General features: G+C 53.8%; 23 protein-coding genes. 11 read left to right on the forward strand and 12 right to left on the reverse strand.

Features of this window, described 5'->3' with window-relative positions; all coding sequences use genetic code 11:
• Positions 1–53 precede the first annotated feature (53 nt).
• The 5 genes from TR2A62_RS12375 to TR2A62_RS12395 all read left to right on the forward strand — a co-directional run bounded on the left by TR2A62_RS12375 (position 54) and on the right by TR2A62_RS12395 (position 7,302).
• A complete protein-coding gene (locus TR2A62_RS12375) occupies positions 54–1,256 on the forward strand; it encodes a COG4223 family protein (protein WP_009159686.1) in 1,203 nt (400 codons plus the stop codon).
• Positions 1,257–1,266: 10 nt separating this feature from the next.
• Positions 1,267–2,721, forward strand: coding sequence for a heme biosynthesis protein HemY (locus tag TR2A62_RS12380; RefSeq protein ID WP_009160730.1), 1,455 nt, complete (start codon positions 1,267–1,269; stop codon positions 2,719–2,721).
• 137 nt (positions 2,722–2,858) lie between these two features.
• Positions 2,859–4,865 carry a hydantoinase/oxoprolinase N-terminal domain-containing protein gene (locus TR2A62_RS12385; protein ID WP_009158090.1) on the forward strand — a complete coding sequence of 669 codons (2,007 nt, stop codon included), beginning with the start codon at positions 2,859–2,861 and terminating at the stop codon, positions 4,863–4,865.
• 10 nt (positions 4,866–4,875) lie between these two features.
• Positions 4,876–5,070, forward strand: a complete 195-nt coding sequence (locus TR2A62_RS12390) for a 2-hydroxymuconate tautomerase (protein WP_009159153.1) — start codon at positions 4,876–4,878, stop codon at positions 5,068–5,070.
• A 6-nt stretch (positions 5,071–5,076) separates the two neighbouring features.
• Positions 5,077–7,302, forward strand: coding sequence for a heavy metal translocating P-type ATPase (locus TR2A62_RS12395; RefSeq protein WP_009157502.1), 2,226 nt, complete (start codon positions 5,077–5,079; stop codon positions 7,300–7,302).
• On the opposite strand, the gene TR2A62_RS12400 is transcribed toward TR2A62_RS12395, so the two are convergent.
• Both TR2A62_RS12400 and idi read right to left on the reverse strand, forming a co-directional pair.
• Positions 7,299–7,697: a rhodanese-like domain-containing protein gene (locus TR2A62_RS12400; protein WP_009160249.1), complete on the reverse strand. Its 399-nt coding sequence runs from the start codon at positions 7,695–7,697 to the stop codon at positions 7,299–7,301. The two genes, TR2A62_RS12395 and TR2A62_RS12400, sit on opposite strands and share 4 nt — an antisense overlap.
• 133 nt (positions 7,698–7,830) lie before the next feature.
• Positions 7,831–8,367, reverse strand: a complete 537-nt coding sequence (gene idi / locus TR2A62_RS12405) for an isopentenyl-diphosphate Delta-isomerase (protein ID WP_009158531.1) — start codon at positions 8,365–8,367, stop codon at positions 7,831–7,833.
• A 424-nt stretch (positions 8,368–8,791) separates the two neighbouring features.
• Between idi and TR2A62_RS12410 the strand changes: the two genes are divergently transcribed.
• Positions 8,792–9,286, forward strand: a complete 495-nt coding sequence (locus TR2A62_RS12410) for a cytochrome c family protein (RefSeq protein ID WP_009159983.1) — start codon at positions 8,792–8,794, stop codon at positions 9,284–9,286.
• Between the two features lie 52 nt (positions 9,287–9,338).
• On the opposite strand, the gene TR2A62_RS12415 is transcribed toward TR2A62_RS12410, so the two are convergent.
• The 4 genes from TR2A62_RS12415 to TR2A62_RS12430 all read right to left on the reverse strand — a co-directional run bounded on the left by TR2A62_RS12415 (position 9,339) and on the right by TR2A62_RS12430 (position 13,555).
• Complete coding sequence (locus TR2A62_RS12415) at positions 9,339–9,974, reverse strand: ATP-binding cassette domain-containing protein (protein ID WP_009160771.1); 636 nt, start codon at positions 9,972–9,974, stop codon at positions 9,339–9,341.
• Positions 9,967–11,610: an ABC transporter permease gene (locus TR2A62_RS12420; protein WP_223296112.1), complete on the reverse strand. Its 1,644-nt coding sequence runs from the start codon at positions 11,608–11,610 to the stop codon at positions 9,967–9,969. Before TR2A62_RS12420 ends, TR2A62_RS12415 begins: the two co-directional genes overlap by 8 nt.
• A 117-nt stretch (positions 11,611–11,727) precedes the next feature.
• A complete protein-coding gene (locus TR2A62_RS12425) occupies positions 11,728–12,930 on the reverse strand; it encodes an ABC transporter substrate-binding protein (protein ID WP_009157777.1) in 1,203 nt (400 codons plus the stop codon).
• Between the two features lie 16 nt (positions 12,931–12,946).
• Positions 12,947–13,555 carry a CDP-alcohol phosphatidyltransferase family protein gene (locus tag TR2A62_RS12430; protein ID WP_009160651.1) on the reverse strand — a complete coding sequence of 203 codons (609 nt, stop codon included), beginning with the start codon at positions 13,553–13,555 and terminating at the stop codon, positions 12,947–12,949.
• 133 nt (positions 13,556–13,688) lie between these two features.
• Between TR2A62_RS12430 and kynU the strand changes: the two genes are divergently transcribed.
• Complete coding sequence (kynU, locus tag TR2A62_RS12435) at positions 13,689–14,876, forward strand: kynureninase (RefSeq protein WP_009158130.1); 1,188 nt, start codon at positions 13,689–13,691, stop codon at positions 14,874–14,876.
• On the opposite strand, the gene TR2A62_RS12440 is transcribed toward kynU, so the two are convergent.
• Complete coding sequence (locus tag TR2A62_RS12440) at positions 14,873–15,379, reverse strand: ester cyclase (RefSeq protein WP_009158982.1); 507 nt, start codon at positions 15,377–15,379, stop codon at positions 14,873–14,875. The genes kynU and TR2A62_RS12440 overlap by 4 nt on opposite strands.
• A gap of 118 nt (positions 15,380–15,497) precedes the next feature.
• Here TR2A62_RS12440 and TR2A62_RS12445 point away from each other — a divergent pair, with 118 nt between their 5' ends.
• Genes TR2A62_RS12445 through TR2A62_RS12455 form a run of 3 tightly spaced genes read left to right on the forward strand, consistent with a single transcriptional unit; the run spans position 15,498 to position 17,700 of the window.
• The gene (locus TR2A62_RS12445; protein WP_040821517.1) at positions 15,498–16,202 is read left to right on the forward strand and encodes an ABC transporter permease; all 705 of its coding nucleotides are present in this window, start codon (positions 15,498–15,500) and stop codon (positions 16,200–16,202) included.
• Entirely contained in the window at positions 16,202–16,903 is a 702-nt protein-coding gene (locus TR2A62_RS12450; protein ID WP_009158429.1) for an ATP-binding cassette domain-containing protein, read from the forward strand. Before TR2A62_RS12445 ends, TR2A62_RS12450 begins: the two co-directional genes overlap by 1 nt.
• Positions 16,900–17,700, forward strand: a complete 801-nt coding sequence (locus TR2A62_RS12455; RefSeq protein ID WP_009157500.1) for a substrate-binding domain-containing protein — start codon at positions 16,900–16,902, stop codon at positions 17,698–17,700. The genes TR2A62_RS12450 and TR2A62_RS12455 overlap by 4 nt, the downstream gene beginning before the upstream one ends.
• Here the strand turns inward: TR2A62_RS12455 and TR2A62_RS12460 are convergent.
• From TR2A62_RS12460 to TR2A62_RS12480, 5 genes are read right to left on the reverse strand one after another with little or no spacing between them, the layout of a single operon-like run.
• Entirely contained in the window at positions 17,697–18,710 is a 1,014-nt protein-coding gene (locus tag TR2A62_RS12460) for an SDR family NAD(P)-dependent oxidoreductase (protein WP_009158278.1), read from the reverse strand. The genes TR2A62_RS12455 and TR2A62_RS12460 overlap by 4 nt on opposite strands.
• Before the next feature lie 3 nt (positions 18,711–18,713).
• The gene (locus TR2A62_RS12465; protein WP_009160910.1) at positions 18,714–19,280 is read right to left on the reverse strand and encodes a membrane integrity-associated transporter subunit PqiC; all 567 of its coding nucleotides are present in this window, start codon (positions 19,278–19,280) and stop codon (positions 18,714–18,716) included.
• Positions 19,281–21,668 (reverse strand): MlaD family protein, encoded by a 2,388-nt coding sequence (locus TR2A62_RS12470; protein WP_009158255.1) that lies wholly within the window; start codon positions 21,666–21,668, stop codon positions 19,281–19,283.
• Positions 21,661–22,311: a paraquat-inducible protein A gene (locus TR2A62_RS12475; protein WP_009158830.1), complete on the reverse strand. Its 651-nt coding sequence runs from the start codon at positions 22,309–22,311 to the stop codon at positions 21,661–21,663. The genes TR2A62_RS12470 and TR2A62_RS12475 overlap by 8 nt, the downstream gene beginning before the upstream one ends.
• Positions 22,275–22,889: a paraquat-inducible protein A gene (locus TR2A62_RS12480; protein WP_040820712.1), complete on the reverse strand. Its 615-nt coding sequence runs from the start codon at positions 22,887–22,889 to the stop codon at positions 22,275–22,277. Before TR2A62_RS12480 ends, TR2A62_RS12475 begins: the two co-directional genes overlap by 37 nt.
• Positions 22,890–23,015: 126 nt before the next feature.
• Here TR2A62_RS12480 and TR2A62_RS12485 point away from each other — a divergent pair, with 126 nt between their 5' ends.
• Positions 23,016–23,834 (forward strand): flagellar motor protein MotB, encoded by an 819-nt coding sequence (locus TR2A62_RS12485; RefSeq protein WP_009160573.1) that lies wholly within the window; start codon positions 23,016–23,018, stop codon positions 23,832–23,834.
• Positions 23,835–23,902: the final 68 nt, after the last annotated feature.

The following is a 23,902-nucleotide window of genomic DNA, read 5'->3' on the forward strand; positions in this document are numbered from 1 at the left end:
TCACACCTGTTGCCGATTATTGCGGTGATGGATTCGATAAAGGATAGTGTGTCTTGGCCAAATCGTGGAAACCCCGTAGTAAAACGAATATCAAATCCGCGGTCGCTGATGCCGTCGACGCAGTTGATAACCAAAGCGCTATTGATGCGTCTGCCGAAGACGCGGTTGAAGTTGTAGAAGACGTACAATCCAAAATCTCGTCAGAGGCTGTCGAAGAGGCACTTCAAAGTGATGAAGTCGTTGTTGAAGATTTCAACGATGGCGGGGCCGCCGAAGACCTATTTGAACCAGGATTGGCCACGTCCGCTGCAAGCCAAGAGCCACGCCGTGGCGGTTTCCTACCGCTCATACTGGGTGGTGCTGTAGCCGCAGGGTTTGGCGTGGCTGCGTCCGAGTATTTTGGCCCCTTCTTTGGTAGTGGAAACGCTCCACTTGTTGCGCAGATCGAGCAACAGAACGCTGACCTGGCGGCCTTGCGCGATCAGATTTCTGCGATCAACATTCCAGACGCCGCACCTGATCTAAGTGCAGATCTCGCGGCTTTGGCCGATCAAAACACAGAGATCAGTAGTCAGCTGACAGCTATCGATACCCGATTGATTGAGGTGGAAAAGCAACCTGCCGCCGACAGCAGCCTGACCGAAACAGCGTTTGCTGCGTATGATCGTGAAATCGCTGACCTTCGCGCGATGATCGAAACCCAAACTGGTGAAATACAGACTGTCCTGGATCAGGCGTCATCAGTACAAGAAGATGTAATTGCCTCGGCGAATGATGCAACGGCCCGCGCCGCGCTTGCTCGGGTTCAGGCCGCAATCGACGTGGGCGAGCCGTTTGATTCTGCGCTGGCTGACTTGACGTCAGTCATCGAAGTGCCGATTCCGGATGCGCTGAACTCAGTCGCTGGTGATGGTGTTCCAACAATGAAATCTATCCAAGACGGATTCCCTGATGCTGCCCGTGCCGCTTTGGCAAGTGTTCGATCCGAAACGCCGGAATCAGGGATAAGTGGATTTCTCAAATCCCAGTTTGGCGCACGGTCAACGAAGCCTCGTGAAGGCGATGATCCCGACGCAGTTTTGTCTCGAGTTCAGGGTGCAGTTGATGAGGGGCGTTTGACCGACGCACTAGCCGAAATTGAAACGCTGCCAGAGGTTGGCCGCGCTGAACTCACCGAATGGATTGCGAGCGTTACCGCGCGCACTGATGCTCTAAATGCAGTAGGCGAACTCGCCGGCTCGCTAGGCTCGAACTAAGGACCGCTTGATGATTTTTTCTTTGTTTAAAATTCTGTTTTTTGTCGCGATTGTTGCGGCGCTGGCCTTGGGGGTCGAGCGATTGATGCAAATCGAAGGTGGCGCCGTTGTCGAGATCGCTGGGCAAGAGTTCGAACTTTCGGTTTTGCATCTTGTTCTGGGTGCTATCGCGATCATTTTCCTCGTGTGGCTTGGCTTCAAAATTTTCGGTCTGCTTGTGGCGACATTCAAATTTCTGAACGGTGACGAGACTGCGATCTCTCGCTATTTTAACCGCAACCGTGAACGCAAGGGTTTTGACGCGTTGTCTGATGGTATGATGGCGCTCGCCTCTGGCGAAGGCCGTGTTGCGTTGGCCAAAGCATCACGTGCCGAGAAATATCTTGAACGCCCAGAGCTTACGAACCTGCTGACGGCCCAAGCTGCCGAAATGGCCGGTGATCGGGTCAAAGCAGAGCAGACCTACAAGCGACTGCTCGAAGATGACCGCACTCGGTTCGTTGGTGTACGCGGCATTATGAAACAAAAACTCCAGGCCGGTGATACTGACACAGCGCTAAAGCTCGCTGAAAAAGCATTCGCCTTGAAGCCCAAGCATGTCGAAATTCAAGACACCCTGCTCAAGCTTCAGGCTGATAGCTCTGATTGGGCTGGCGCGCGCAGAACGCTGTCGGCTAAACTCAAGTCTGGGTCACTGCCACGTGATGTACATCGCCGTCGCGATGCCGTTCTCGCGTTGTCCGAAGCCCGCGACATTCTGGGTTCTGGCGAAAGTATTGAAGCCCGCGAAGCAGCAATCGAGGCAAACCGCCTATCGCCAGATTTGATCCCAGCCGCTGTCATGGCCGCCCGTAGTTACATTGAGCAAGGTCAACCGCGTTATGCTGCCCGCGTTCTCAAGAAAACTTGGGAGGCGCAACCTCACCCTGATCTAGGCGCAGCGTTTGCAGAGATTGCACCGGATGAAACGCCGGTTGCACGGATAAAGCGTTTCCGTGCTCTCGCCAGGGCGCATCCTAATCATGCAGAAACACAGATGTTGATGGCCGAACTTCACATCGCCAACGAAGATTTTCCCGAAGCGCGCCGTGCATTGGGTGAACTGGCGACTACAGAACCGACTGCGCGCTCGCTTGCCATCATGGCAGCCATCGAACGTGGTGCCGGTGCAGACGACGCGGTGGTTCGCGGTTGGTTGACCCGAGCGCTTAGTGCGCCCCGTGGGCCGCAATGGATTTGTGACAATTGCTCGAATATCCATGCGGCTTGGTCACCGACTTGTGACAACTGTGGATCCTTTGATACGCTGACATGGAAGACTCCACCTGCCGGCGAGGTTACTATGCCAGCTGCGACTGAAATGTTGCCGTTGTTGGTTGGGACGCCTCAATCAGAAGTCGTCGAAGATGCTGTCGAAGTGACTCACGCCGAAGTCATCGCCGTCGAAGACAAGTCGGACACATAATTCAGATATGGCAGCGCCTCGTGCGGTGCCAATCATTGCTATGATCTGATCATTTGCGACTCTACGCCGTCGCATTTGCACTGGTCCCTCAGATTGATCTCGTTACACCTATTCAAGACGAAAACGAGAGATGCGATATGCCATTGCTATTGGGTGTGGACACCGGCGGTACATACACGGACGCGGTTTTGATCTGCGACGAAGAAACTGTGATCGCCAGCGCCAAGTCGCTTACAACACGACATGATCTAGCTATTGGAATTGGTGGGGCCATTCAGGCTGTTCTCGCTGAAAGTGCCGCAAACCCGTCTGACATCACATTGGCTTCGCTCTCGACAACGCTTGCCACCAACGCTCTTGTCGAAGGGCAGGGCGAACGCATTGGACTTGTCTATATCGGCTTTCGTGCGCTCGACATTGATGCCCATGGCCTAGCAGATGTTCTTAAGGGCGATCCATCGATTGTTTTGTCTGGCGGTCACAACCATGCAGGCGGTGTCAAAGACCCGTTTGACGAAGAAGGACTTCGGACGTGGTTGGCGGGCGAGGGGGGCACTGTTTCAGCCTATGCTGTGGCCAGTCAATTTGCGACGCGTAACCCTGAACATGAGCTTGCCGCTGCGCGCATCATTGCAGAAGTCACTGGACGCTCTGTCAGTCAATCACATCAGCTTTCGGCTAAACTGAACGGTCCTAAACGCGCGTTGACCGCTGTTTTGAATGCGCGCCTGATAGGGATGATTGATCGGTTAATTGCGCAGGCCGGTGATGAACTAGTCCGGTTGGGAATCAGCGCACCACTTATGGTCGTACGTGGCGATGGGGCCTTAATAGGCTCAAATATGGCGCGGGAACGCCCAATTGAAACCATTCTTAGTGGCCCTGCGGCGTCCATCGTTGGTGCGCGCTGGTTGACTGGAGCAGATCATGCGCTGGTGTCTGACATTGGCGGCACCACGACCGATGTCGCGGTACTTCGCAATGGTCAGCCAACGATTGACCCCGCAGGTGCTCGGGTTGGTCCACACCGGACGATGGTCGAAGCTGTTGCTATGCACACCACAGGGCTTGGGGGTGATAGTCAGGTCCACTTTGTATCTGAGGGGCTTTCTGGCGGTGTAACCCTTGGTCCACGGCGGCGTATTCCGATCAGCCTCATCGCGACCCAAGCGCCTGTAGTCGTTCTTGCTGCACTTGATCGCCAATTGGCGTCTGCAATTCCTGGCGAACACGATGGTGTCTTTGCCCGACTCGTGCCGAATGTAGCGTGCGACGGTGTCTCAGACAGGGAACTCAGCTTGCTGGATCGCCTTGATGATGCGGTCAAACCCCTGGGTGCGTTAATCCAGTCACGTCTTGAAATGCCTGCGCTGCGCAAATTAGTGGATCGGGGGATTCTTCAGTTGGCCAGCCTAACGCCGTCTGATGCGGCGCATGCACTAGGTCTTGCCGATGCGTGGGATGCAGATGCGGCTCGCATGGCTCTGATGTTATTTGGCCGTAGGCGTACAGGTGCTGGTGAAATGCTGGCAAAGGATCCGGCTGTTCTGGCGCAAATTATCATCGACCAGTTAACGCACCAGACTGGCATCGCCTTGCTCGAATGCGCCTTTGCTGAAGAGGCGATACCTTTTGGGCCAGCGCCGTCCGATTTGGCGCGGCACACGCTCATGCAGCGTGGTTTGAGCAATAATCAAGGACTTATCCAGCTTAAAACGGGTCTTGCGGTTGATGTGGTTGGGTTGGGCGCATCTGCGAAAACTTACTATCCAGCAGTCGGAGAGCTGTTGAACACCGGAATGATCTTACCGGAACATGCAGGCGTGGCGAATGCGATCGGCGCCGTCGTTGGTCGCGTCACAATACGAAAACGGGGGACGATAACGTCCCCCAGTGAGGGAAAATTTCGGGTCCATTTGGATGATGGACCTGTGGATTTTGCGGCACCAGATCCAGCTTTTGCCTGCCTTCAAGACGCGCTGACCGCTGTTGCCAAGGCGGAAGCCATAGCATCGGGCGTAACGGATATCGACATCACTGCAACCCGTGACATACAATCAGCTACAGCCGAGGCCTCGGACGTGTTCCTCGAGGCAACGATTGTGGTCGAAGCATCCGGCCGCCCCCGCATTACTGCTGATTAAAGGACTGCTTATGCCGATCATTCGTGTTGAAATGCTATCAGGACGCAGCGCTGACCAGAAAAAGGCGTTGGTTCGAGAGCTAACAGAGGCATTCGTCAAAACAGCAGGCGGAAACCCTGATGCCATACACGTTGTGATCTCCGAGGTTGAGCCGTCGGATTGGGCAGCTGGCGGGACACTGTATTCGGACAAAACTGGACATTAGGAACCCATGGCTTCAGTAACACTGAGCATCCAAAATATGTCCTGCGCATCTTGTGTGGGACGAGTTGAGGCCGCTTTGACCAGTGTGCCTGGCGTATCTGGTGCATCCGTGAACTTGGCGAATGACACGGCGCATGTTCGCTACAATAGTGAAGAAACTGACAGTAGTGAAATTGCGAAGACAGTCACTAATACAGGCTATCCTACGCAAATTGCGACGACCGACCATGCTATAGACCACAGTCTTCGCAAGATGGCCGAGGCAAATTATTGGGCGCGGCAGACGTTGATCGCGGCGTGTTTGGCTGCACCTGTGGTGACGTTAGAAATGGGCGGACACATGATTCCGGCATTTCATTATTTTATCGGCAGTACTTTGGGGCACGACAACAGCGCTTGGATTCAATTCGCTCTGACGACGTTGATTCTGGCCGGACCGGGCCGCATTTTCTTTGCGCGCGGAGTTCCTGCGTTGTTGCGAAGAGCGCCAGATATGAACAGTCTCGTCTTTCTGGGGACCGGAGCGGCATATCTCTATTCGCTCGTCGTTCTCTTTGCCCCAGAGCTTTTGCCAGATGGTGTCAGACGCATCTATTTTGAACCCGCTGCAGTGATCGTGGCGCTAATCTTGTTGGGACGCTTTCTAGAGACGCGCGCAAAAGGTCGGACAGGCGCCGCGATCCAGAGTTTGCTTCAACTGCAACCCAAGACGGCTCAGGTTCGCCGTAACGGTAAGCTAATGTCTGTGGACATTGATGATCTGTTGGTTGGTGATCATATCTTGGTTCAACCTGGTGCGCGCATTCCTGTCGATGGAGAGGTCCTCAGTGGTGAGAGTCGCGTCAATGAAGCGATGCTTTCGGGCGAACCTGTTCCGACACGCAAGACAGTTGGCGCACTGGTGATGGGCGGTACGGTGAATGGATCAGGTCCGCTTGATATTCGGGCCACCCATGTTGGTGCAAACACGACCCTGTCTCAAATTATCCGCATGGTCGAAGACGCGCAGGGCGCCAAGCTGCCGATCCAAGCCTACGTTGATCGTATTACTCTGTGGTTTGTTCCAGCGGTTCTTGGACTTGCCGTTCTCACGGTTCTGATGTGGCTGGCCTTTGGGCCAAATCCCGCACTGTCGTCTGCATTGGTTGCTGGAGTGTCGGTTCTGATTATCGCCTGTCCGTGCGCCATGGGCTTGGCCACGCCAACGTCGATTATGGTGGGCACAGGACGTGCGGCAGAGATGGGTGTCTTGTTCCGCAAGGGGGACGCGCTGCAAACTCTCGCGAACGCGCGGACCATTGCTTTCGACAAAACAGGCACCTTGACCGAGGGCCGCCCCGAACTGACAGCGCTGGTTCTCACGGCATCTGTTCAACGTCACGAAGTACTGCGCTTGGCTGCCGCAATCGAGTTGCGGTCTGAGCACCCGATCGCGCATGCGATTTTGCGGGCCGCGGCAGACCTTGAAGTACCGATCGCAACGGATGCCCAAACCGTCACAGGGCAGGGGATCAGCGGCAAAGTTGACGGCCGATACATTTCGATTGGGAACGCCAAGTTTGCTGCCGCCCAAGGTGTGAACCTAGATGCGCAAACTGCAGAAATCACCAAGCTGGCTGCTCTTGGAAACACAGTTCTCTTTATGGCAATCGATGGTTTGCTCACGGCCGTGATCGCGGTTTCTGATCCGATCAAGGCGTCGACCGCCGATACCATAGCCAAACTTGATGCGCTTGGCTTTGAAACGGTTGTCATCACGGGCGACGCAAAAGCCACAGCAAATGTCATCGCCAAACAGCTCAACATCAAACATGTGATTGCGGACGTTCTACCTGACGGCAAAAGAGACGCAGTTCTGGGGCTAGAAGGCACTACTGTGTTTGTGGGTGACGGAATTAATGATGCGCCTGCTCTTGCGACTGCCGATGTCGGCATTGCGATTGGAACCGGAACTGATGTTGCGATCAACAGTGCTGATGTTGTGCTTATGTCTGGTGATCTTCAGGGGGTCTTAAGCGCGATCAAAATCTCGCGGGCAACGATGCGGAACATACGCCAAAACCTGTTTTGGGCCTTTGCATACAACACGGCTCTGATCCCGATTGCGGCTGGTATCTTGTACCCCGCATTTGGCCTTTTGCTGTCACCAGTTCTTGCGGCTGGTGCGATGGCTTTGTCGTCGGTCTTTGTGTTGACCAATGCGCTTCGTCTACGCTGGGTGTCGCCAGCCTAGTCGCGTGGTTTCGGAACCTCGACCGGCCCGCTGTGATCCGTCCACGTCGAGAACCCCTCGCGCAAATGCGCTGCTTCAAAGCCCATGTCTTGCAAGGTGGCAACTGTGATGGCCGACCGCCAACCAGACGCACAATGAAACACAAACGTCTTGTCCTGTGAAAAGATCTCTTTGTGGTATGGGCTGTCGGGATCAACCCAGAATTCGATCATCCCGCGTGGTGCATGAGCACTACCAGGGATATGCCCACGCTGCCGTTCTCGAATGTCACGGATGTCAACAATCACAACCTCTGGATCCTCGATCATCTTGATCAGATCATTGGTTTCGATTTCTTTGATCCGCGCACGCGCGTTGGCCACCATCTGTGCTGCTGTGATTTTTAACTTGGTCACGCTCGTCTCCATTCTTGCACAAAGCGGCATGCATATGATCCGCCAACATTTGTCATCTCGGCTAGGGTGCCCCATGTACTACATGGATACCACTGTCGCGGTGAGCAGCCTTCTCGCGTGGGAAACTAAGCGCCTACTCGCGGCTTTGATTTTTTGTGCCAAATATCGCATCAGTGTGGTCATTCAGATAAATTCGCAACCATGGTGTGTAGATGTCAGGGTTGCGGGCGACATCGTTGGCCAATTCGTAAAAATCCAACCATTTAGTTGCCCTGACCTCATCAGGATTCAGCTCCAGCGCCAAATTATCGGGCGCCTCTGCGAGATACACCTGCACAACTTCATGCTCGATCAAGCCACCACCTACGTCCGCCCGATATTCAATTTGGTCGCGGAACTCGGGGTTTAAACCAGTGATTCCCAATTCCTCGTTAAGCCGCCGAACTGCACAAACGGTGTCGTCTTCGTCCCACGTAGGATGCGTGCAGCAGGTGTTCGCCCATAGCCCTGGCGTATGGTATTTGCCCAAGGCGCGCTGTTGGATCAAAACGCGGCCACGGTTCATCACAAACACGGATACAGCTTTGTGGCGCAAACCCTTTAGATGCGCCTCAAGCTTTTCGACAGGCTGCAATTTGCCCTCAACCCATGCAGGGATCATGATCGTCATGCGTGCGTCACCCTAGTCAGGCACGCCAACAGATCTAGGTTCTTGATGTCATTTCTCAAATTTGCCATGGGCCATGCTTTGATCAGTTTCTTTTTCAGGTCCGCTATACATTTTAGGTGCTGAACGTCCGTTTCATGACATAGCAACACTAACCGCATGCGGTGCTCGTCGTTAAGACAATACGCGCTTTGTGTTGCGCCCAAAACCCGAAATACTGGTTTCAAAACCAGCCGTATCCGTTGCACGGCGTATCACTCTGCCATGGGTTCTTTGCGGTTAAATTTCGCGTGTTTCGTTGCTCAAACAGCGGACTCTTGTTCATGTTCACAAAAACTTGGTTTTTTCTGGACGCCCGTCCGTTGCAGTCTAACTAAACGCTTGGAATAGTGTATTGCCGCGCAGGTCTAGTACAAAGGGAGAGACCATGAAAACGTTTACTTTTGCAGCTACTTTGACATTGCTTGCCGTTCCGGCGTTCGCCGACGGGCATTTGCCTGACAACCTCGTGCTAGCCGGCGACGCGGCAGCGGGCGAAGAGCAATTCAACCGCCAGTGTGTCGCCTGCCACGTTGTGATGGACGCAGATGGGGAAACTCTCGCGGGTCGCAACGCGCGGACCGGCCCAAACCTGTACGGCACAGCTTACCGTCAGCTCGGTTCGGTCGAAGAGTACCGCTATGGCAAGTCTATTGTTCAAGCTGGTGAGGAAAACGGTTTGGTTTGGACCGAGGCCAACTTTTCCGACTATGTCCAAGATCCGACAGGTTGGCTTCGGGAAGCTCTCGATGATCGCCGTGCACGCGGCAAGATGGCCTACAAGGTGCGTGAAGAGCAGGATGCACTAGATTTGTTCGCCTACCTCGCCACTGTCGGCCCAACGATTGATGCCGAAACGGTCGAAGCTGCGATGGCTGAGTAGCACCTCTAGAAATCTTAAAGAAGGCCGTCGGAAATCCGGCGGCCTTTTTCGTTCATAATCGGATAACCTGACCACCGGCTGCATTGGCGTCTTGGTCGTCGTGCGTGACCATCAAGACCGGCAGCCCGCGCGCTTTAGCATGCTCAAAGACAAGGCTCCGAATTTGGGCGCGCAGGTCGGTATCTAGTCGCGAAAAAGGCTCGTCCAGCAACAACGCCTTAGGTTCAGACAACAACATTCGCATGAGAGCAACCCGAGCCTTTTGACCACCGGACAGAGTATCTGGGTCGCGCGTGGCAAAGTCAGTGAGACCAATCTCCGACAGTGCGTCTTGGACACGCGCAGTGCGTTCTGGACCCCGCACCGCTGCGGACAATCCGAATGCAAGATTGTCGCCAACAGATAGATGCGGAAACAGCAAATCGTCTTGGAACAAAATCCCGATCCTGCGCCGCTCTGCCGCTAGGTTTGTTACATCCACGCCGTCCAAAACAATAGAACCGCGGCTATCGAAGTCAGGCGCCAGCGTCCCGATAATGAAGGAGAGCAGCGTTGATTTTCCCGATCCGGATGGTCCCATGATGGACGTGATCTCGCCCGGTTTGATGTGGACGTCTATGTCGATCAACGTTGTGTTGTCCTTAGCGATACAGACCGACTTTAGACACAGCCCTTCTAGTTCATTCATGACGTAGTCCTCGTCGGTTTTGCCAAATCATAGCCGGCAAAAGGGTGGCTATCGCAAAAGGTAGCAAAGCAGCCAGTGTTTGACCCAGACCGTAGACGCCAATGGCACGTCGATCACCCCCTGAAGCAAGCGCGACGGCCTCGGTTGTGAGGGTTTGAACCCGCCCTCCGCCGATTAGTAGCGTTGGTAGATATTGCCCAACCGACACGGCAAAGCCGATCGCCGTTGCTATTAAAACGGGCCGCAACAGCATGGGCAGTCTTACACGCCATAAAACACGGTCAGCCGACGAACCCAGCGCGCCAGCGATCGATGCATAGCGTGTGTCCCATGCGCGGAATGGCGCCCCAAGCGACAAGAAAACATATGGTAGAACGAATACGACATGGGCAGCTATGACGGGTACGATGCCGACCTTGGCCCCGACACCCAACATCAGGGTTTGAAGTCCGGGTAGAAACGCGGTTTGCGGGATCATCAACGGTAAATAGAGCAGAAACGTCGAGCGAGCATTCAAAGATATTCCGTACCGATGTTCGGCTTCGAGACTGCCGATAGTAAGGACCAACGCGATCAGCGTCGCGATACTCGCAATAGCCATGGTCTGCCCAAAGCTTCCTATGATGCTGTCGCCGTGGCGCATCCAGCTTCGCATGGTGAGGCTGTCAGGAATTGCATCAGGAAAACTCCAAAGACCGGCAAAAGACCAAATCAGCAAGCTCGCCAAACCTAAGATGATCGAAAGCGATGTGACCAGTGCTGCGACCATCCCAGAGATGCGTAAAATAGTCTCTAATACACCACGATTCCCACGTCGAATGAGGAATAGACCGATACCAGAAACCAAGATTTCTAGTGTACGCCAAAGAACCAAAGCCGCAACGACGAGTGCAAGTTGGAGCAGGGCAGCGGCTGCAGCTTGAAGGCGCATCATCAAGTCTGGGTCGCTCATCCAACGAACGATCTGCACGGATAGTGTTGGCGGAGTGTTTGGTCCAAGGATGACCGCGACATCAACCACCGACATCGAATAGGCGAGTACGACGTAAACGGGCAGTCGGATTTGGGCGTAGACGCGGGGAAATACAGTCTTAATCCAACCAGAGACCCGACCGTAGCCCAATGATTGCGCGACCATGCGGCTCTGAGAATTCTGAGCTTGTCCCAACGTAGCCAAGGTCATGAGCATAAGGAATGGCACTTCCTTCGCGATTAGACCGGCGGTGAGGGTTAGGCCCCATGTGTCTTGAACGATCAAAAGGTCAGGCGGACGATCCCAACCCGTAAACCATGGTGAAAATGCGCGCGCAATCCACCCAGATGGCGCAATGAGAAACGCGATACCAAAGGCAGCGGCGGCATGTGGAACAGAGAGAAGCGGTGACAATAGCCGTTCGATCCGCGCAAATGCACGTGTGCCGGTCCAACCTGCGGTAATGAGAACCACGATCCCTAGCGATACAGCAGTCGCAGCAAGGCCGGTAGTAAGAGACAATCGAGAAGCAGAAAACACTCCAGGCCAGTCGCTAAGTTTGCGAAACGGATCTAGCGTCCAGTCAGTTTGGCCAACAGCTGGCAGATATCCAAACGCAGGTGCAAGTGTACCGAGTACACCGGCCAAAACAGGCCCTAACATAGCCAAAAGTGTTAAAAGTGGGAGCCAAGCCAGACGTTTCGACATAGTTCGGTCAGACATGAAAAACCCGCCGCTGTTGGCAGCGACGGGAGAGGGTTTTGATGAGGATCAGATCGATCACTCGGCCACGCCGTAGCGGTCGATCCATTCAGCGGCGATACGCTCGGACCAGCTCGGGTGAGGTTCTGCCTGAACACTGCCGAGGTCGGCTGGCGATAGCGTTGCGACACCAAGCTCTAGGGCATCAAATGCAGCGCGTTGATCAGCGTCCAATGCATCCATGTTCAATACAGTGCCATACCCCAGAATGTTGGGATCTTGCTGGCGGGCTTGCGCCTCGGGCGACATTAGGAAGTTTGCTAGAACCATCGCACCAGCAGCCGAACCTGAATTGTACGGGATTGCAACAAAGCTGGCATTGCCCAGTGTGCCGTTGTCCAGAACGAACGTTCGCGCTGTTTCGGGTAGCTGGAAATTTGCGATCGCCGCGGACGCTTCACCGGGTGAAAACGAAATCGCCAGATCGACCTCGCCATCCGAAATCAGCTGCAGCTGGCGCGGACCGGTTTGAGGATACGCACGACCTTCACGCCATAGGTTTGGCGTCAACTCTTCGAGAAACGCCCAGAGCGGCGCTGTCGCTGCGGCATAGTTTTCTTCTGTTGCAGGTGATTGCAGAACCGACGTGTCATCTGACAAATCAATCAACGCCTGTTTCAGGAAGGTAGTGCCGAGAAAGTCAGGTGGCTGAGGGAATGTGAAACGACCAGGGTTCGCTTTGGCCCATTCCAACAGGGCATTCATATCGCCGAGCGGCTCGGACAAACGGGCGGTGTCGTGGACAAACACGACCTGAGCCATCGCCCAAGGTGCCTCGAACCCTTCGACCGGAACAGTAAAGTCGGTTTGGACTGTTTTGCCTTCTGCATCGACAAACTGCCAGTTAGGCAACTGTTCGGCGAAGGGGCCAAACAACAAATCGGCCTCTTTCATAGCATTAAAGTTTGCACCGTTGATCCAGATCATGTCGATCGCACCATCTGTGTCCGCACCAGCCGATTTTTCGGCCACAACGCGGCTTACCGCATCTGCAGTATCGGTGAGTTTGACGTGCTCAAGCGTCACGCCATAGTCTTCGAGAACGCGTGAACCGGCCCATGCGATAAAGTCGTTGGTTGTGGTTGAACCACCCCAAGCGTTCCAATATACAGTTTGACCGTTGGCCTCGGCGACAACAGCATCCCAATCGGATGGGTTCGGCGTTGCAAATGCTGGCAGAGCAGCCAGCGCAAATGCACAAGCAAGAAGTGAACGTTTCATAGTGATCCCTTGATGTTTAGTTGGAAAAGAGTGAGCGCGCCGCAAAGAGACGCAAGATTGCCGTGGCAAAACACGCGAGGCCAAAGAGCCAAGCCAACGGAGCGAACCATGCAGGAAATAGGCAAAGAACGACAAAGAACACGATAGTTTCTGTGCCTTCGAGCAGTCCGTTTGAGTAGTAGAGCGATTTGCTGCCTTGGGCCGAAGTTTCGACGCCTCGTTTTTCTGCAAGGATCGCAAATCCTAGAAAGCTGGTGCCATTGAAGTAGAACGAGGTGAGCAGAAACGCACCTGCAATCGCGTTCTGATCCGGGTTCATCCAGACAAAGGCCATTGGTACCGCGCCGTAGAATAGAAAATCAGCGGCAATATCGAGATAACCACCGAAATCAGTCTTTTGCGTCGCACGGGCGACCGCGCCGTCTAGTCCGTCGGCAATTCGGCTAACCAAAATGAACGCAAGTGCCCAACCGGTCGAGCCAAACACAATTAGAGCAGCGCCAATCAAGCCGATTGCCAAACCGCCCAGCGTCACGCCATTTGCGGTCACTCCGGTCTGGGCAATCGCACGCCCCATCATGTTCAACGGGGGGTCGATCAGCGTGCGCATTTTGGCGTCAAACATAAGGCTCTCGTTAAGGTGTCGCACCGTTGTGACGACAGACGCGTCCCATTGCAATCGTGGTGACATATTCGTGACCACTTGCGCCTAGCGGCTGGCCGGAACAAAGTGCACGAGAAAAATAGGAATATGCGCGATGAATTTGCCCAGAAAAGAGCTGTTTCACTTACCAGACGGGATGATCTATCTCGACGGAAATTCGTTGGGGCCATTGCCTCGTGCGGTGCCTGAGCGTCTGGCGAGTATGCTGCAGGACGAATGGGGTGAGCTGTTGATCACTGGGTGGAACAAGGCGGACTGGATGGCCCAGCCGTCTCGTGTAGGTGATCGCGTTGGCGGTCTGATTGGCGCACCCACTGGATCAGTCGTTTTGGGCGATACTTTGTCCGTCAAAGTGTATCAGGCCGTCGCAGCCGCAATCGAGATGCGTCCGGATCGCAAGGTAGTGCTGTCTGATACCGGCAATTTCCCGACCGACCTCTATATGGCGGATGGTCTGCTCAAAACGCTAAAGGCGGGCCATGTCCTAAAATTGGCAGAGCCACAGGATGTGATGGACGCGATTGATGAAACTGTTGCGGCAGTGATGCTCACTCAGGTTGATTACCGTACCGGGCGACTGCATGACATGGCTGCGATCACTGAAAAAGTACACTCGGTCGGTGCCGTTATGATTTGGGATCTCGCGCATTCCGCAGGCGCGGTGCCTGTCGATCTAGAAGGTATCAACACCGAGTTTGCCATCGGATGTACGTACAAATATCTAAACGGTGGACCCGGAGCACCAGCGTTCATCTATGTGCGACCCGATTTGATTGAAACTGTCCGCCCTGCATTGGCAGGATGGCTGGGACACGAGGCGCCATTTGCCTTTGATTTAGATTATCGCCCAGGCAAAGGGATCGAACGGATGCGCGTTGGAACACCGCCCGTTATGCAAATCACGGCCCTAGATACTGCGCTTGATGCTTGGGACGGATTGGGAATGGATGAAATTCGCGCGGAATCAATCCAATTGTGCGAAACGTTCATTTCCGAGGTTGAGCAGCGCTGTCCGACATTGACGCTTGCTAGCCCAAGGGACCCCGCGGATCGTGGATCTCAGGTCTCGTTTCACTTTGAAAACGGATACCCTGCGATGCAGGCGATCATTGCGCGCGGCGTGATCGGCGACTTCCGCGCGCCTGATATTATGCGGTTTGGGTTTACGCCGCTCTACATCGACGAAAGTGATGTCATCGAAGCTGCAAAAATAATCGAGGACGTCATCAACAACGCCCTATGGGATCTTCCAGAATACAAAACCAAATCACGTGTGACCTAGGTCTTGGGATCTAGGTTTTCCCAACCGTCCCCGTCAAAGGCATCGACACCCAGCTGCTGCATGACGTGCGGAAAATCGACCATGACATAGTTGTCGACGATCTTACCGTCGACGACTTTCCAAAAATCCATATAGCGGATTTCGACGCGTTTCCCTGTAGGCGCGATGCCCATAAACTCGCCCGCATGAGTTGCTTCTTGGCGACCAAATGCAGCGGCCCATTCACCCATATAGAGGCGCGCTTCGTCGATACAGACTTTGTCAGAGAACGCGGCTTGGAAAGGCTTTTGCCAGTTGTCTTGAAACTCGCGCAGGCCCGTTTTTGTGCCGCATCCTTGGTTCCCCATCCAGCGAAAGCTCTCGGAAAAGAATTCTCCGATGTCGGAAATCCGGTGGTCATTTAGCCCATCAACCATGCTTTCAATCACGGCACGTGTCTCTTCGGTCTTGGACATGTCGGTATCGCGGGTCAAAACGGCTTGTTCTGGTCTGGCGCCTGCCATTGGATCATCCTTATTCTAAATGCGTAGGATTTTCGTGCCGTGGAACAGGTGCTGCGTCAATTCTTTAATGACAGGTGACCGGTTTCCAGATAGCCGCGCACCAACAGAAGGAGCGATGATGACCGAGATTTGGGATGGAATAACACAGGCCTTTTTTCTGGTTGTGTCGTTCGACCCTGATCTGGTGTCGATCACTGGCCGGTCCCTGCGCGTGACGGTGACGGCTGTCTTGATTGCTTCTTTGATCGCATTGCCGTTCGGAGCATGGTTGGCAGTGCGTCGTTTTCGGTTCCGGCGCTGGGCGATAGCCTTGTTGAATGCATTGATGGGTTTGCCGCCAGTTGTGGTCGGATTGATTGTCTATCTCTTGCTCAGCCGTTCGGGGCCCTTCGGCGTATTAGATTTGTTGTTCACTCCCACAGCAATGATCATTGCGCAGGTTGTGATCATCACACCGCTGATCGCATCAATCGCGCATCAGGCGCTTCGCGAGCTTTGGGCAGAATACCACGACTTGTTGATTTCGCTTAACACCACGAAATGGCAGCGCATGCAGATTTTGCTTTGGGATGGGCGGCGTGCATTGATCACGGCCGCCCTGGCTGGCTTTGGCCGTGCCATTGGTGAGGTTGGTGCGATCATGATTGTCGGAGGGAATATCGACAACGTGACCCGCGTCTTGACGACGGCAATCGCGCTGGAAACTGGCCGCGGTGATTTTGCGTTGGCGCTGGGTCTTGGTTTTGTGCTGATTGGGCTGTCGATCACGGTCAATCTAATTATCCACGGGCTGTCACGTACGGAACAAGAGGGGCGCTGGTAGTGGACATTCTGCCCCTTACATTGAGCGGCACGACCGCACGACGGAAATCGAAAACCTTGGTTGGGCCGATTGATTTGACGATCACCAAGGGCGATTTCGTCATGGTCATGGGACCTAACGGATCTGGTAAGACCAGCCTGTTGCGCTTGATGCACGGCCTAGAACGGGTGCGCGGTGGGGCAGCAAAGTTCGCAGTCGACGATAGTCTAGCTCAATCGAAACAGAGTTTTGTTTTCCAGAGCCCGACATTGTTGCGTCGGACGGTTCGCGAGAACGTGGCGCTGCCGTTGAAATTACGCAAGCAACCCGACACGAACCAAGTCGACATTTGGCTAGAGCGCATCGGTTTGACGGCGGCAGCTGATCAACCCGCGCGCAGCCTGTCCGGCGGTGAAAAACAAAAGCTCGCCCTTGCACGGGCCATGATCACAGACCCGCAACTCTTGTTTCTGGACGAGCCTTCGGCGAGTTTGGACGGCCAGTCGACCAGAGAGATCGAGGCGATCCTGACCCAAGTGCATGCCAACGGGACAACGGTTGTCATGGCCACTCACGATATGGGCCAAGCGAGGCGACTGGGACAAACGGCCGTATTCATCGTCCAAGGCGAAATTCTAGAACACGGTCCAATGCCTGACTTCTTGGACCATCCGAAATCCGCCAGAGCGGGCGCATTTATCGCCGGGGACATTGTCGAATGAAAACACTCACAGCAGCGCTCGTATGGCTTGTATGCTCCAGCGCCGTGTCCGCCGATAGTTTGCGCCTTGCGGTTACCACTTCTTTTGAAAATTCGGGGTTGGCAGATGTGTTGCTGCCAGCGATCAAACGAGAGCTTGATTTGAATGTTGAGCTCTTGGTCGTTGGAACAGGACAAGCTTTGCGCTTGGGCCAAGCAGGTGACGTGGATGCGCTCTTGGTTCATGCACCGAGCGCCGAGGCCGCCTTTGTCGCGTCGGGCCACGGTGCGTCGCGTCGCGAAATCATGTACAACGATTTTATCGTTCTGGGCCCAAAGAATGATCCTGGGCAAATTTCACAATCACACTCTGCGAGCCAAGCCTTTGTAGCACTGGCAAAGGGCAGTGCCCCATTTGTCAGTCGTGGCGACGACAGCGGCACCCACAAAGCTGAGCGCGCTTTATGGGAAAATTCTGATTTGGAGATAGAAGAGTTTGGGCCATGGTATCTTGAAACTGGATCGGGAATGGGGGCTGCTCTCAACACGGCGTCTGCGATGGGGGCTTATGTTCTTTCTGATCGCGCGAGCTGGCTCAATTTTGGAAATCAAGACGATCTAGAAATTGTGTTCCAAGGTGACGCGGCCCTGTTCAATCAGTACAGTTTTATCGCCGTAGATCCGACGCGTCATGACCATGTAAAATTCAAACTTGCTAATAACCTGGAGGACTGGCTGGTTGGTGAGAGCGCTCGTGAATTGGTCGACTCTTACGAGCTGAATGGCGCTCGTCTCTTTACGCACAATGCCAAATTCTAAATTAGGTAATAATCGCGATACCAAGCTACGAATTTTGCCGCCCCGTCGCGGATGTTCGTGTTTGGGCTGTAGCCAGTCAAACGCTTGAGCAGTGACGCATCTGCCCACGTTGCCGGCACGTCGCCGGGCTGCATGTCCATATAGTTCCGCTTAGCCTTAACACCTGCGGCGTCTTCGATCGCTTCGATAAAGTCCAGCAGGCGTACCTTTTCAGAATTGCCGATGTTCACGACGCGGAATGGTGCAACTGGGCTGAGGCTATCGCCTTCTTCGATGTCTTCTGCGGTCTCCGGTCGAACAGGCGGTACGTCGACCAACAGTCCGATGCCGCGTACGAGATCCTCGACGTACGTGAAGTCCCGATACATGTCGCCGTGATTGTAGATGTCGATTTCATGGCCCTCTAGGATACCTTTGGTAAACTTATGGGGCGCCATATCGGGGCGACCCCACGGGCCATAAACCGTAAAGAAACGAAACATCGTAACGGGTAGGTTGTGTAGGTGGGCATAAGAATGCCCCATCGCCTCGTTCGCCTTTTTCGTCGCTGCATAGATCGTCATTGGCAGGTCTGCTTTGTGCGTCTCGGCATAAGGCATCTGTGTGTTTGCGCCATAAACGCTCGAGGTCGATGCCATCAGTAAGTGATCGACACCCAGCTCGCGGGCGCACTCCATAACGTTGAATGTACCGATCAGATTGGTGTTCACATAAGCACGCGGATTTTCGAGGCTATAGCGAACACCAGCTTGGGCCGCGAGGTGCACGATCACGTCCGGCTTGGCGTCCATCATTAGATCATGTAGAGCATCAAAATCTTCGAGCTGGCCTTCGACGCAAGAGAAGTTCGCATTTTGCAATAGAATCTGGTGCCGGCGTTTTTTCAGATCAACGTCGTAGTAATCTGACATCCCGTCAAAGCCGACGACGCGGTGCCCCATGTCCAACAGAACTTTGGCCAAGTGAAATCCGATGAACCCTGCGGTTCCGGTAATAAGTACGGTCTTCATAACCTACAGCCCTTCGTTTGCAATTTCACGAGCTAGGTCACGAACGGCTGTGGCGCGCGCTAATGCAATCGATTGAGCCCCGCCTTCTGTCGAATAGGGAGTGGTGATCTCAAATCGGTGCGAATTCTCGCGCCCTTCGCCGCTTGGGCTAGTGACGAAATACTGACCGGATAATCGGAACTCGCCCGTATTTCCGGCGACCATTTCTTCGACGCGAACGTCAATTTGCGCGTTGGGGCGTTCTTCAAACGGCCAAGGTTCGCCAGCGACACGTGCACGCGTGATTTCAGACAGAGTGCGTGACAGGTTCAATGACATCGCGCGCGATGGCTCGTCAGCCCAGAGCAAGTCTGGGTTTGAGACCAGCGCGCCCTCGGCTGTTTCGGTAAAGATCTCTTCGTCGCTGGCATAGCTGGGCAACGTGATTGCGCGAACTTCGACAGTGGAAACAGAGACCCCAATACGAGCACCCGCATCAACAGTGGGGACAGCGTAGCGCAGGGTTGGTTCACTCGAGCTACAAGCGGTTACAAGAGCAATCATTACAAAATGTAGGATGCGAGTAGTCATCTAACGTCCAGTCAAAAGCGAATTGGGCCGACGCTCGATTGCGCGGGCAAGTGAAGTCACGGCATCAGCCGCTGCTTGGATATCACGCAATGCCGTGCGTGCCTCGTAGTTCAACGTAGAGTCTTCGTCGAGGCCGGACAACGTCGTTTCGGCTTGTGCCAGCACGCGGTTCAATCGGCTAACCAAGGCGGGCAATTCATCGGCTGCGGTTTGAACCGATTTGGCTGCATCACTTGCTGCGGCCAGTGTTGTGTTTGCATTTTCGATAACGCCGCCATCGCGCAGCTCGCCCATAATCGTGGTAAGCTCTGCCAAAGCATCGTTTAGTTCAGCAGGAAGCTCGCGGGCGTCTGGCGTATCGATCAATCGGGTCGCCGCGCTGAGGAAGGTATTAACTTCATCGATGACTTGGTCGACAGGCATATCGCGGACGCGCTCGGACAACTGGGTCAGATTACTAATGAGTGCTGGCAAGTCGGACGCCGCATCTTGAACTTGGGACGCAGCTTGGCCCGCTTGCTCGATTGCAGTCACTAACTTGGCGGAACCGTCTTCTGCGTTGATCCCTGAGACAAGTGTATTGATCTCAGCCAATGCCAATTTCAGCTCGTTGGGCAGTGCCTGCACGCCTTCCAAAGCGAAATAGTTGTTGGTTGTTTGGATCAGTCGCGATCCTTCCGTTATCAACTCTTCGAGCGGTAAATCATTAGCTGTGGCTACGAGTGCGTCGATTTGAGAAATCAAATCAGGTAGGCGCTGCAGCGATTCATCTGCCGATGTTGCCGCCTGTCCAACGGCCTCCACTGCGAAAACGATACGATTAACAGCGTCTTGCTCTTCAAGCTGGCTGAGTATGCTTTGTACATCGGTGACAGCCGACGTCAGCGCAGTGGCCGTCTCCCCGATTTGCGCAGGCAATGCCTGCACTTCATCGGATCCAATTACCCCGCGTGCATCACCAACAAGCCTAAGGATTTCGCCAGGGACAGCGTTCAGGTCATCACCAGCAAGCAAGGTCGTGCCTGCATCAAGCGCACTGATTGCGGATTGCAAGACCTCTTCAATTGGCAGGTTGTTGATCCTCTCAAAAACGCCCTCGGCTGTCGCAGCTACATCAGCAATGTCAGATCCGGTTGTTGGGAAAACAGGGAAGGGGATACCGCCCCGGTCGATCGATGCTGGTGCGGGGGCATTGAGCAAAGCAAACTCAACCTTTAGGCCGCCCGTAAAGATGTTTGCAGAAGCGAGCCGTGCCCTCAGCCCAGCAGAGACGCGATCTTCGAGAAAATCTAACGTTTCAGAGACTGAGATTTGATCGCCCAAGCCCATCTTGCTGGACCGCAAGGCCATTGTTGCTAGCAGCCTGACGCGGGTATCGCCAAAGGTATCGGGATCGACTAAACCAGTGATGCCGGTTACCTCGCCAATGCTGACGCCGTTCAATTCGACAGGGGCGCCAACGATTAGACCGCTGGCGTTGTCGTCAAACACCACCGAAAGCTGAAGCAACGCATCTGAATCAGGATCGGCAAAGACGCTGGCACGCGCGAGGTTTTCGTCTTGGTAAAGACGGAAGATTGTCTCGTCCTCGACCATCTCGCCGCCGGAAATGATAGTGTCAAAAGTGATACCGCCAGACAGCAGCGATGCGAGAGATTGAAAGTCAACGTCAGCGCCATCAGCGCCAATCGAAAAGGTAAAGCCTGAAGTATCCCAAAACCTTGTCGACGTATTGATCAGGTCGTTGTAAGGGGCTTCGATAAACGCATCAGCAATTGATGAAATACCGTCAGGTGCGATGCGCGAATTCGAAATCCTGCCAACCTCGATCCCTTTGTATAGGATCGGCGTACCGTCTGAGAGACCTTCACCAGCAGTCGTCCGCAAAGCAATCTGGACACCTTCTTGGCCCGGTCGAATGAGAGGCGCCTTGTCGTCACCTTCAAAAAAATAGCGAATACCATCGGGTTGGTTGTCCCAAGTTGCCTCGATGAAAACACCGGACAATACGGTTTCGAGCCCTGTAACACCCCGCGTGGTGACCTCGGGACTAACGATCCAAAACTGTGCATCGCCGTCTGCGAACCGCGCGACATCGTTCTTTAGCCGGACCGTCACTATCACTTTGCTCAAGTCATCAGTGAAACCGACTTTGGCGACCCTTCCTATGGTGACATCTCGATATTTTACCTCGGTCTCACCCTCTTGGACGCCTGATGCATCATTAAAGGTGATCTCGATCAACGGGCCGCGAGAGCTATAATTTTGCCAAGCCAGAACCAGTGAAATCAGAAGAGCTGCGAACGGAATAATCCACACGATCGAGGCCCGCTCCCAAATGCTTGCACGGGCAGGCTTGATTTGAATCTCTGGCGCTTGGTCACTCACTTACTTTTTCCTCTTCGATCCGGTCCCAGATCATCCGACTGTCAAAACTCTGCGCAGCGAGCATGGTAAAAATGACGGACAACGCAAATGCCAATGCGGCTGGTCCGGGTTGAATAGACGCAACGCTTCCTAGCTGCACCAAAGCAGAGGTGATAGCCACCACAAACACGTCAATCATTGACCATCGGCCAATGTATTCGACGATTTCGAACAGGACGTGCCGGTGGTGCCCGGGTAGATTTGATGCTCGTTTTGCGCCCAGCGCAAGAAAAGCAACTGCGATAAATTTCCCAACTGGGATAAGAACACTGGCAAATAGAATGATCGCCGCCACGCCCCTGTCACCATTGGTGAAGAGATCAATGGCACCCCCGATGATCGTAGATTCTTCTTCTGAGAACAGCGTTTTTGTGCGCAAAATTGGATATAGATTGGCCGGAATGTAGGCCAAAACACCCGCAATCCACCAAGCCCAAACACGGCTGAGGCTTTTGGGATCACGAGAGGTCAGCGTCGCGCCGCAACGACCGCACACTGCAGTATCGATACTCCAGACGCGAGCACAATGCGTGCACCCGACAAGACCCGCCTCGCGTGCGGTCAATGTTATGTTGTCTGTTCCAGAGATGACCAAACCGTCCATTTACAAAGAAAACTATCTTGAAAAACGTTTATCAAAACGAGTGCTGAAAACATCCATAATGCTGGACCGAAATCTACTGTCGCTAGGTCGACAATTTTGACTAATGCGATCGCGCACCCCAGAACAAAAATTTCCGCCATTGCCCAAGGGCGCAGCGTCTCTGACCATCGAAACGCGCGGGCCGCGTGAGGCCGAACATTTCGATTCAAGACGACTGGTCCAACGGCATAGATGACCAAGAGCGCGCGCAGTAAAGGTATCACAATGATCAGGGAAGCTACAGCCAAGACCAAAGGCAACCCAATGCCGTGAGCAAAGATAAGAGCCACATCAAACACTGAACTTGAGTTTCCCAAGCCCGACCGTTCGATGTGCAAAAATGGTAAAAAGAGTGCGCCGATCAGCAGAATGGAGACTGAGATCGACAAGGCGACCATTCGCACTGACGCCCCAACTCTAGGAGCGATCAGCACAGAATGACAACGATGGCAGACCGCACGCTCACCCGTCTTGGGGCGTGCAGCACGGTACAACGCGTCGCATCGTGGGCAGGCGATGAGATGCTCAAATTCGCTCATAATTCCAAGTGTACATGAGTCAAATCCAAGACAACAGAGGCGGGCTTCCTTTCGTGAAAATTTGAAAGGTTAACGGCACTTTTACAGTCTTTGAGTAAACAGAGGGTGGGAAAATGAGGTGGTAAGATGGTTGCAAATTCGAACGTGCCAATAATTATTAAGCGTAAAAAAGTTGTCAGTGGTGACGGTCACCATGGTGGTGCGTGGAAGGTTGCCTACGCAGACTTTGTAACCGCGATGATGGCGTTCTTTATGTTGATGTGGCTGCTCAATGCCACCACTGAAAATCAACGCAAAGGGATCGCGGATTATTTTTCTCCAACCATACCGATCAGTCGAATTTCGGGTGGTGGGGATGGTGCGTTTGGTGGCGAGAGTGTTTTATCCAAAGATCTTTTGCCCGAAGTAGGAAACTTACCTCAACCGTCGCAAGCTCAGGCACAATTATTAGGCGCAGAACAAGACGAAATATCCTTTAACCAAGTGATGGAAGCCCTAACTGCACTTTCTGGCGAAAGTGCAGTTATTGATAGAATGCTGCGCCACGTGATCACGAGAGTTACGGATGAGGGGCTCATCATTGAGCTCTTTGATCTGGAAGATCAGCCACTATTCATTGACGCCTCTGATGTGCCAACGGGAGTGATGCAAGATCTAACTGCGATGATCGCTCAGATTGTTGGTTTCGTATCCAATGATCTAGCCGTTGAAGGGCATGTACGTTCCCAACCAATTGTCTTGTTGAAAAACCAAAATTGGGAGATTTCTCACAGTCGCGCCCAGGCCATCCGTCTTCTGTTGCAGCAAAATGGAGCTTATCCCCAACAAATGAATCGCGTGACGGCACATGGAGATCGTGAACCTCAATATAAAAACCCACTCTCTGTTCGAAACAACCGGATCGAAATTATCGTCCTACGATCTGGCGAGGGTAAGTCGTTTTGAATTTTATCTGTTAGCTGGTTGTTAATGCAATCGGCTTAAATTCTTTAGGGAACCCAACAGGGTGAGCA

Source organism: Thalassobium sp. R2A62 (assembly GCF_000161835.1).
GTDB lineage: Bacteria > Pseudomonadota > Alphaproteobacteria > Rhodobacterales > Rhodobacteraceae > Thalassobium.

Bases quoted from the DNA above. Each gene is read 5' to 3' on its own strand.
- TR2A62_RS12380 (WP_009160730.1), top strand. From the start codon at position 1,267: ATGATTTTTTCTTTGTTTAAAATTCTGTTTTTTGTCGCGATTGTTGCG.
- TR2A62_RS12385 (WP_009158090.1), top strand. From the start codon at position 2,859: ATGCCATTGCTATTGGGTGTGGACACCGGCGGTACATACACGGACGCG.
- TR2A62_RS12390 (WP_009159153.1), top strand. From the start codon at position 4,876: ATGCCGATCATTCGTGTTGAAATGCTATCAGGACGCAGCGCTGACCAG.
- TR2A62_RS12395 (WP_009157502.1), top strand. From the start codon at position 5,077: ATGGCTTCAGTAACACTGAGCATCCAAAATATGTCCTGCGCATCTTGT.
- idi (WP_009158531.1), bottom strand. From the start codon at position 8,367: ATGACGATCATGATCCCTGCATGGGTTGAGGGCAAATTGCAGCCTGTC.
- TR2A62_RS12410 (WP_009159983.1), top strand. From the start codon at position 8,792: ATGAAAACGTTTACTTTTGCAGCTACTTTGACATTGCTTGCCGTTCCG.
- TR2A62_RS12415 (WP_009160771.1), bottom strand. From the start codon at position 9,974: ATGAATGAACTAGAAGGGCTGTGTCTAAAGTCGGTCTGTATCGCTAAG.
- TR2A62_RS12420 (WP_223296112.1), bottom strand. From the start codon at position 11,610: ATGTTAGGGCCTGTTTTGGCCGGTGTACTCGGTACACTTGCACCTGCG.
- TR2A62_RS12425 (WP_009157777.1), bottom strand. From the start codon at position 12,930: ATGAAACGTTCACTTCTTGCTTGTGCATTTGCGCTGGCTGCTCTGCCA.
- TR2A62_RS12430 (WP_009160651.1), bottom strand. From the start codon at position 13,555: ATGTTTGACGCCAAAATGCGCACGCTGATCGACCCCCCGTTGAACATG.
- kynU (WP_009158130.1), top strand. From the start codon at position 13,689: ATGAATTTGCCCAGAAAAGAGCTGTTTCACTTACCAGACGGGATGATC.
- TR2A62_RS12440 (WP_009158982.1), bottom strand. From the start codon at position 15,379: ATGGCAGGCGCCAGACCAGAACAAGCCGTTTTGACCCGCGATACCGAC.
- TR2A62_RS12445 (WP_040821517.1), top strand. From the start codon at position 15,498: ATGACCGAGATTTGGGATGGAATAACACAGGCCTTTTTTCTGGTTGTG.
- TR2A62_RS12455 (WP_009157500.1), top strand. From the start codon at position 16,900: ATGAAAACACTCACAGCAGCGCTCGTATGGCTTGTATGCTCCAGCGCC.
- TR2A62_RS12460 (WP_009158278.1), bottom strand. From the start codon at position 18,710: ATGAAGACCGTACTTATTACCGGAACCGCAGGGTTCATCGGATTTCAC.
- TR2A62_RS12465 (WP_009160910.1), bottom strand. From the start codon at position 19,280: ATGACTACTCGCATCCTACATTTTGTAATGATTGCTCTTGTAACCGCT.
- TR2A62_RS12475 (WP_009158830.1), bottom strand. From the start codon at position 22,311: ATGGACGGTTTGGTCATCTCTGGAACAGACAACATAACATTGACCGCA.
- TR2A62_RS12480 (WP_040820712.1), bottom strand. From the start codon at position 22,889: ATGAGCGAATTTGAGCATCTCATCGCCTGCCCACGATGCGACGCGTTG.
- TR2A62_RS12485 (WP_009160573.1), top strand. From the start codon at position 23,016: ATGGTTGCAAATTCGAACGTGCCAATAATTATTAAGCGTAAAAAAGTT.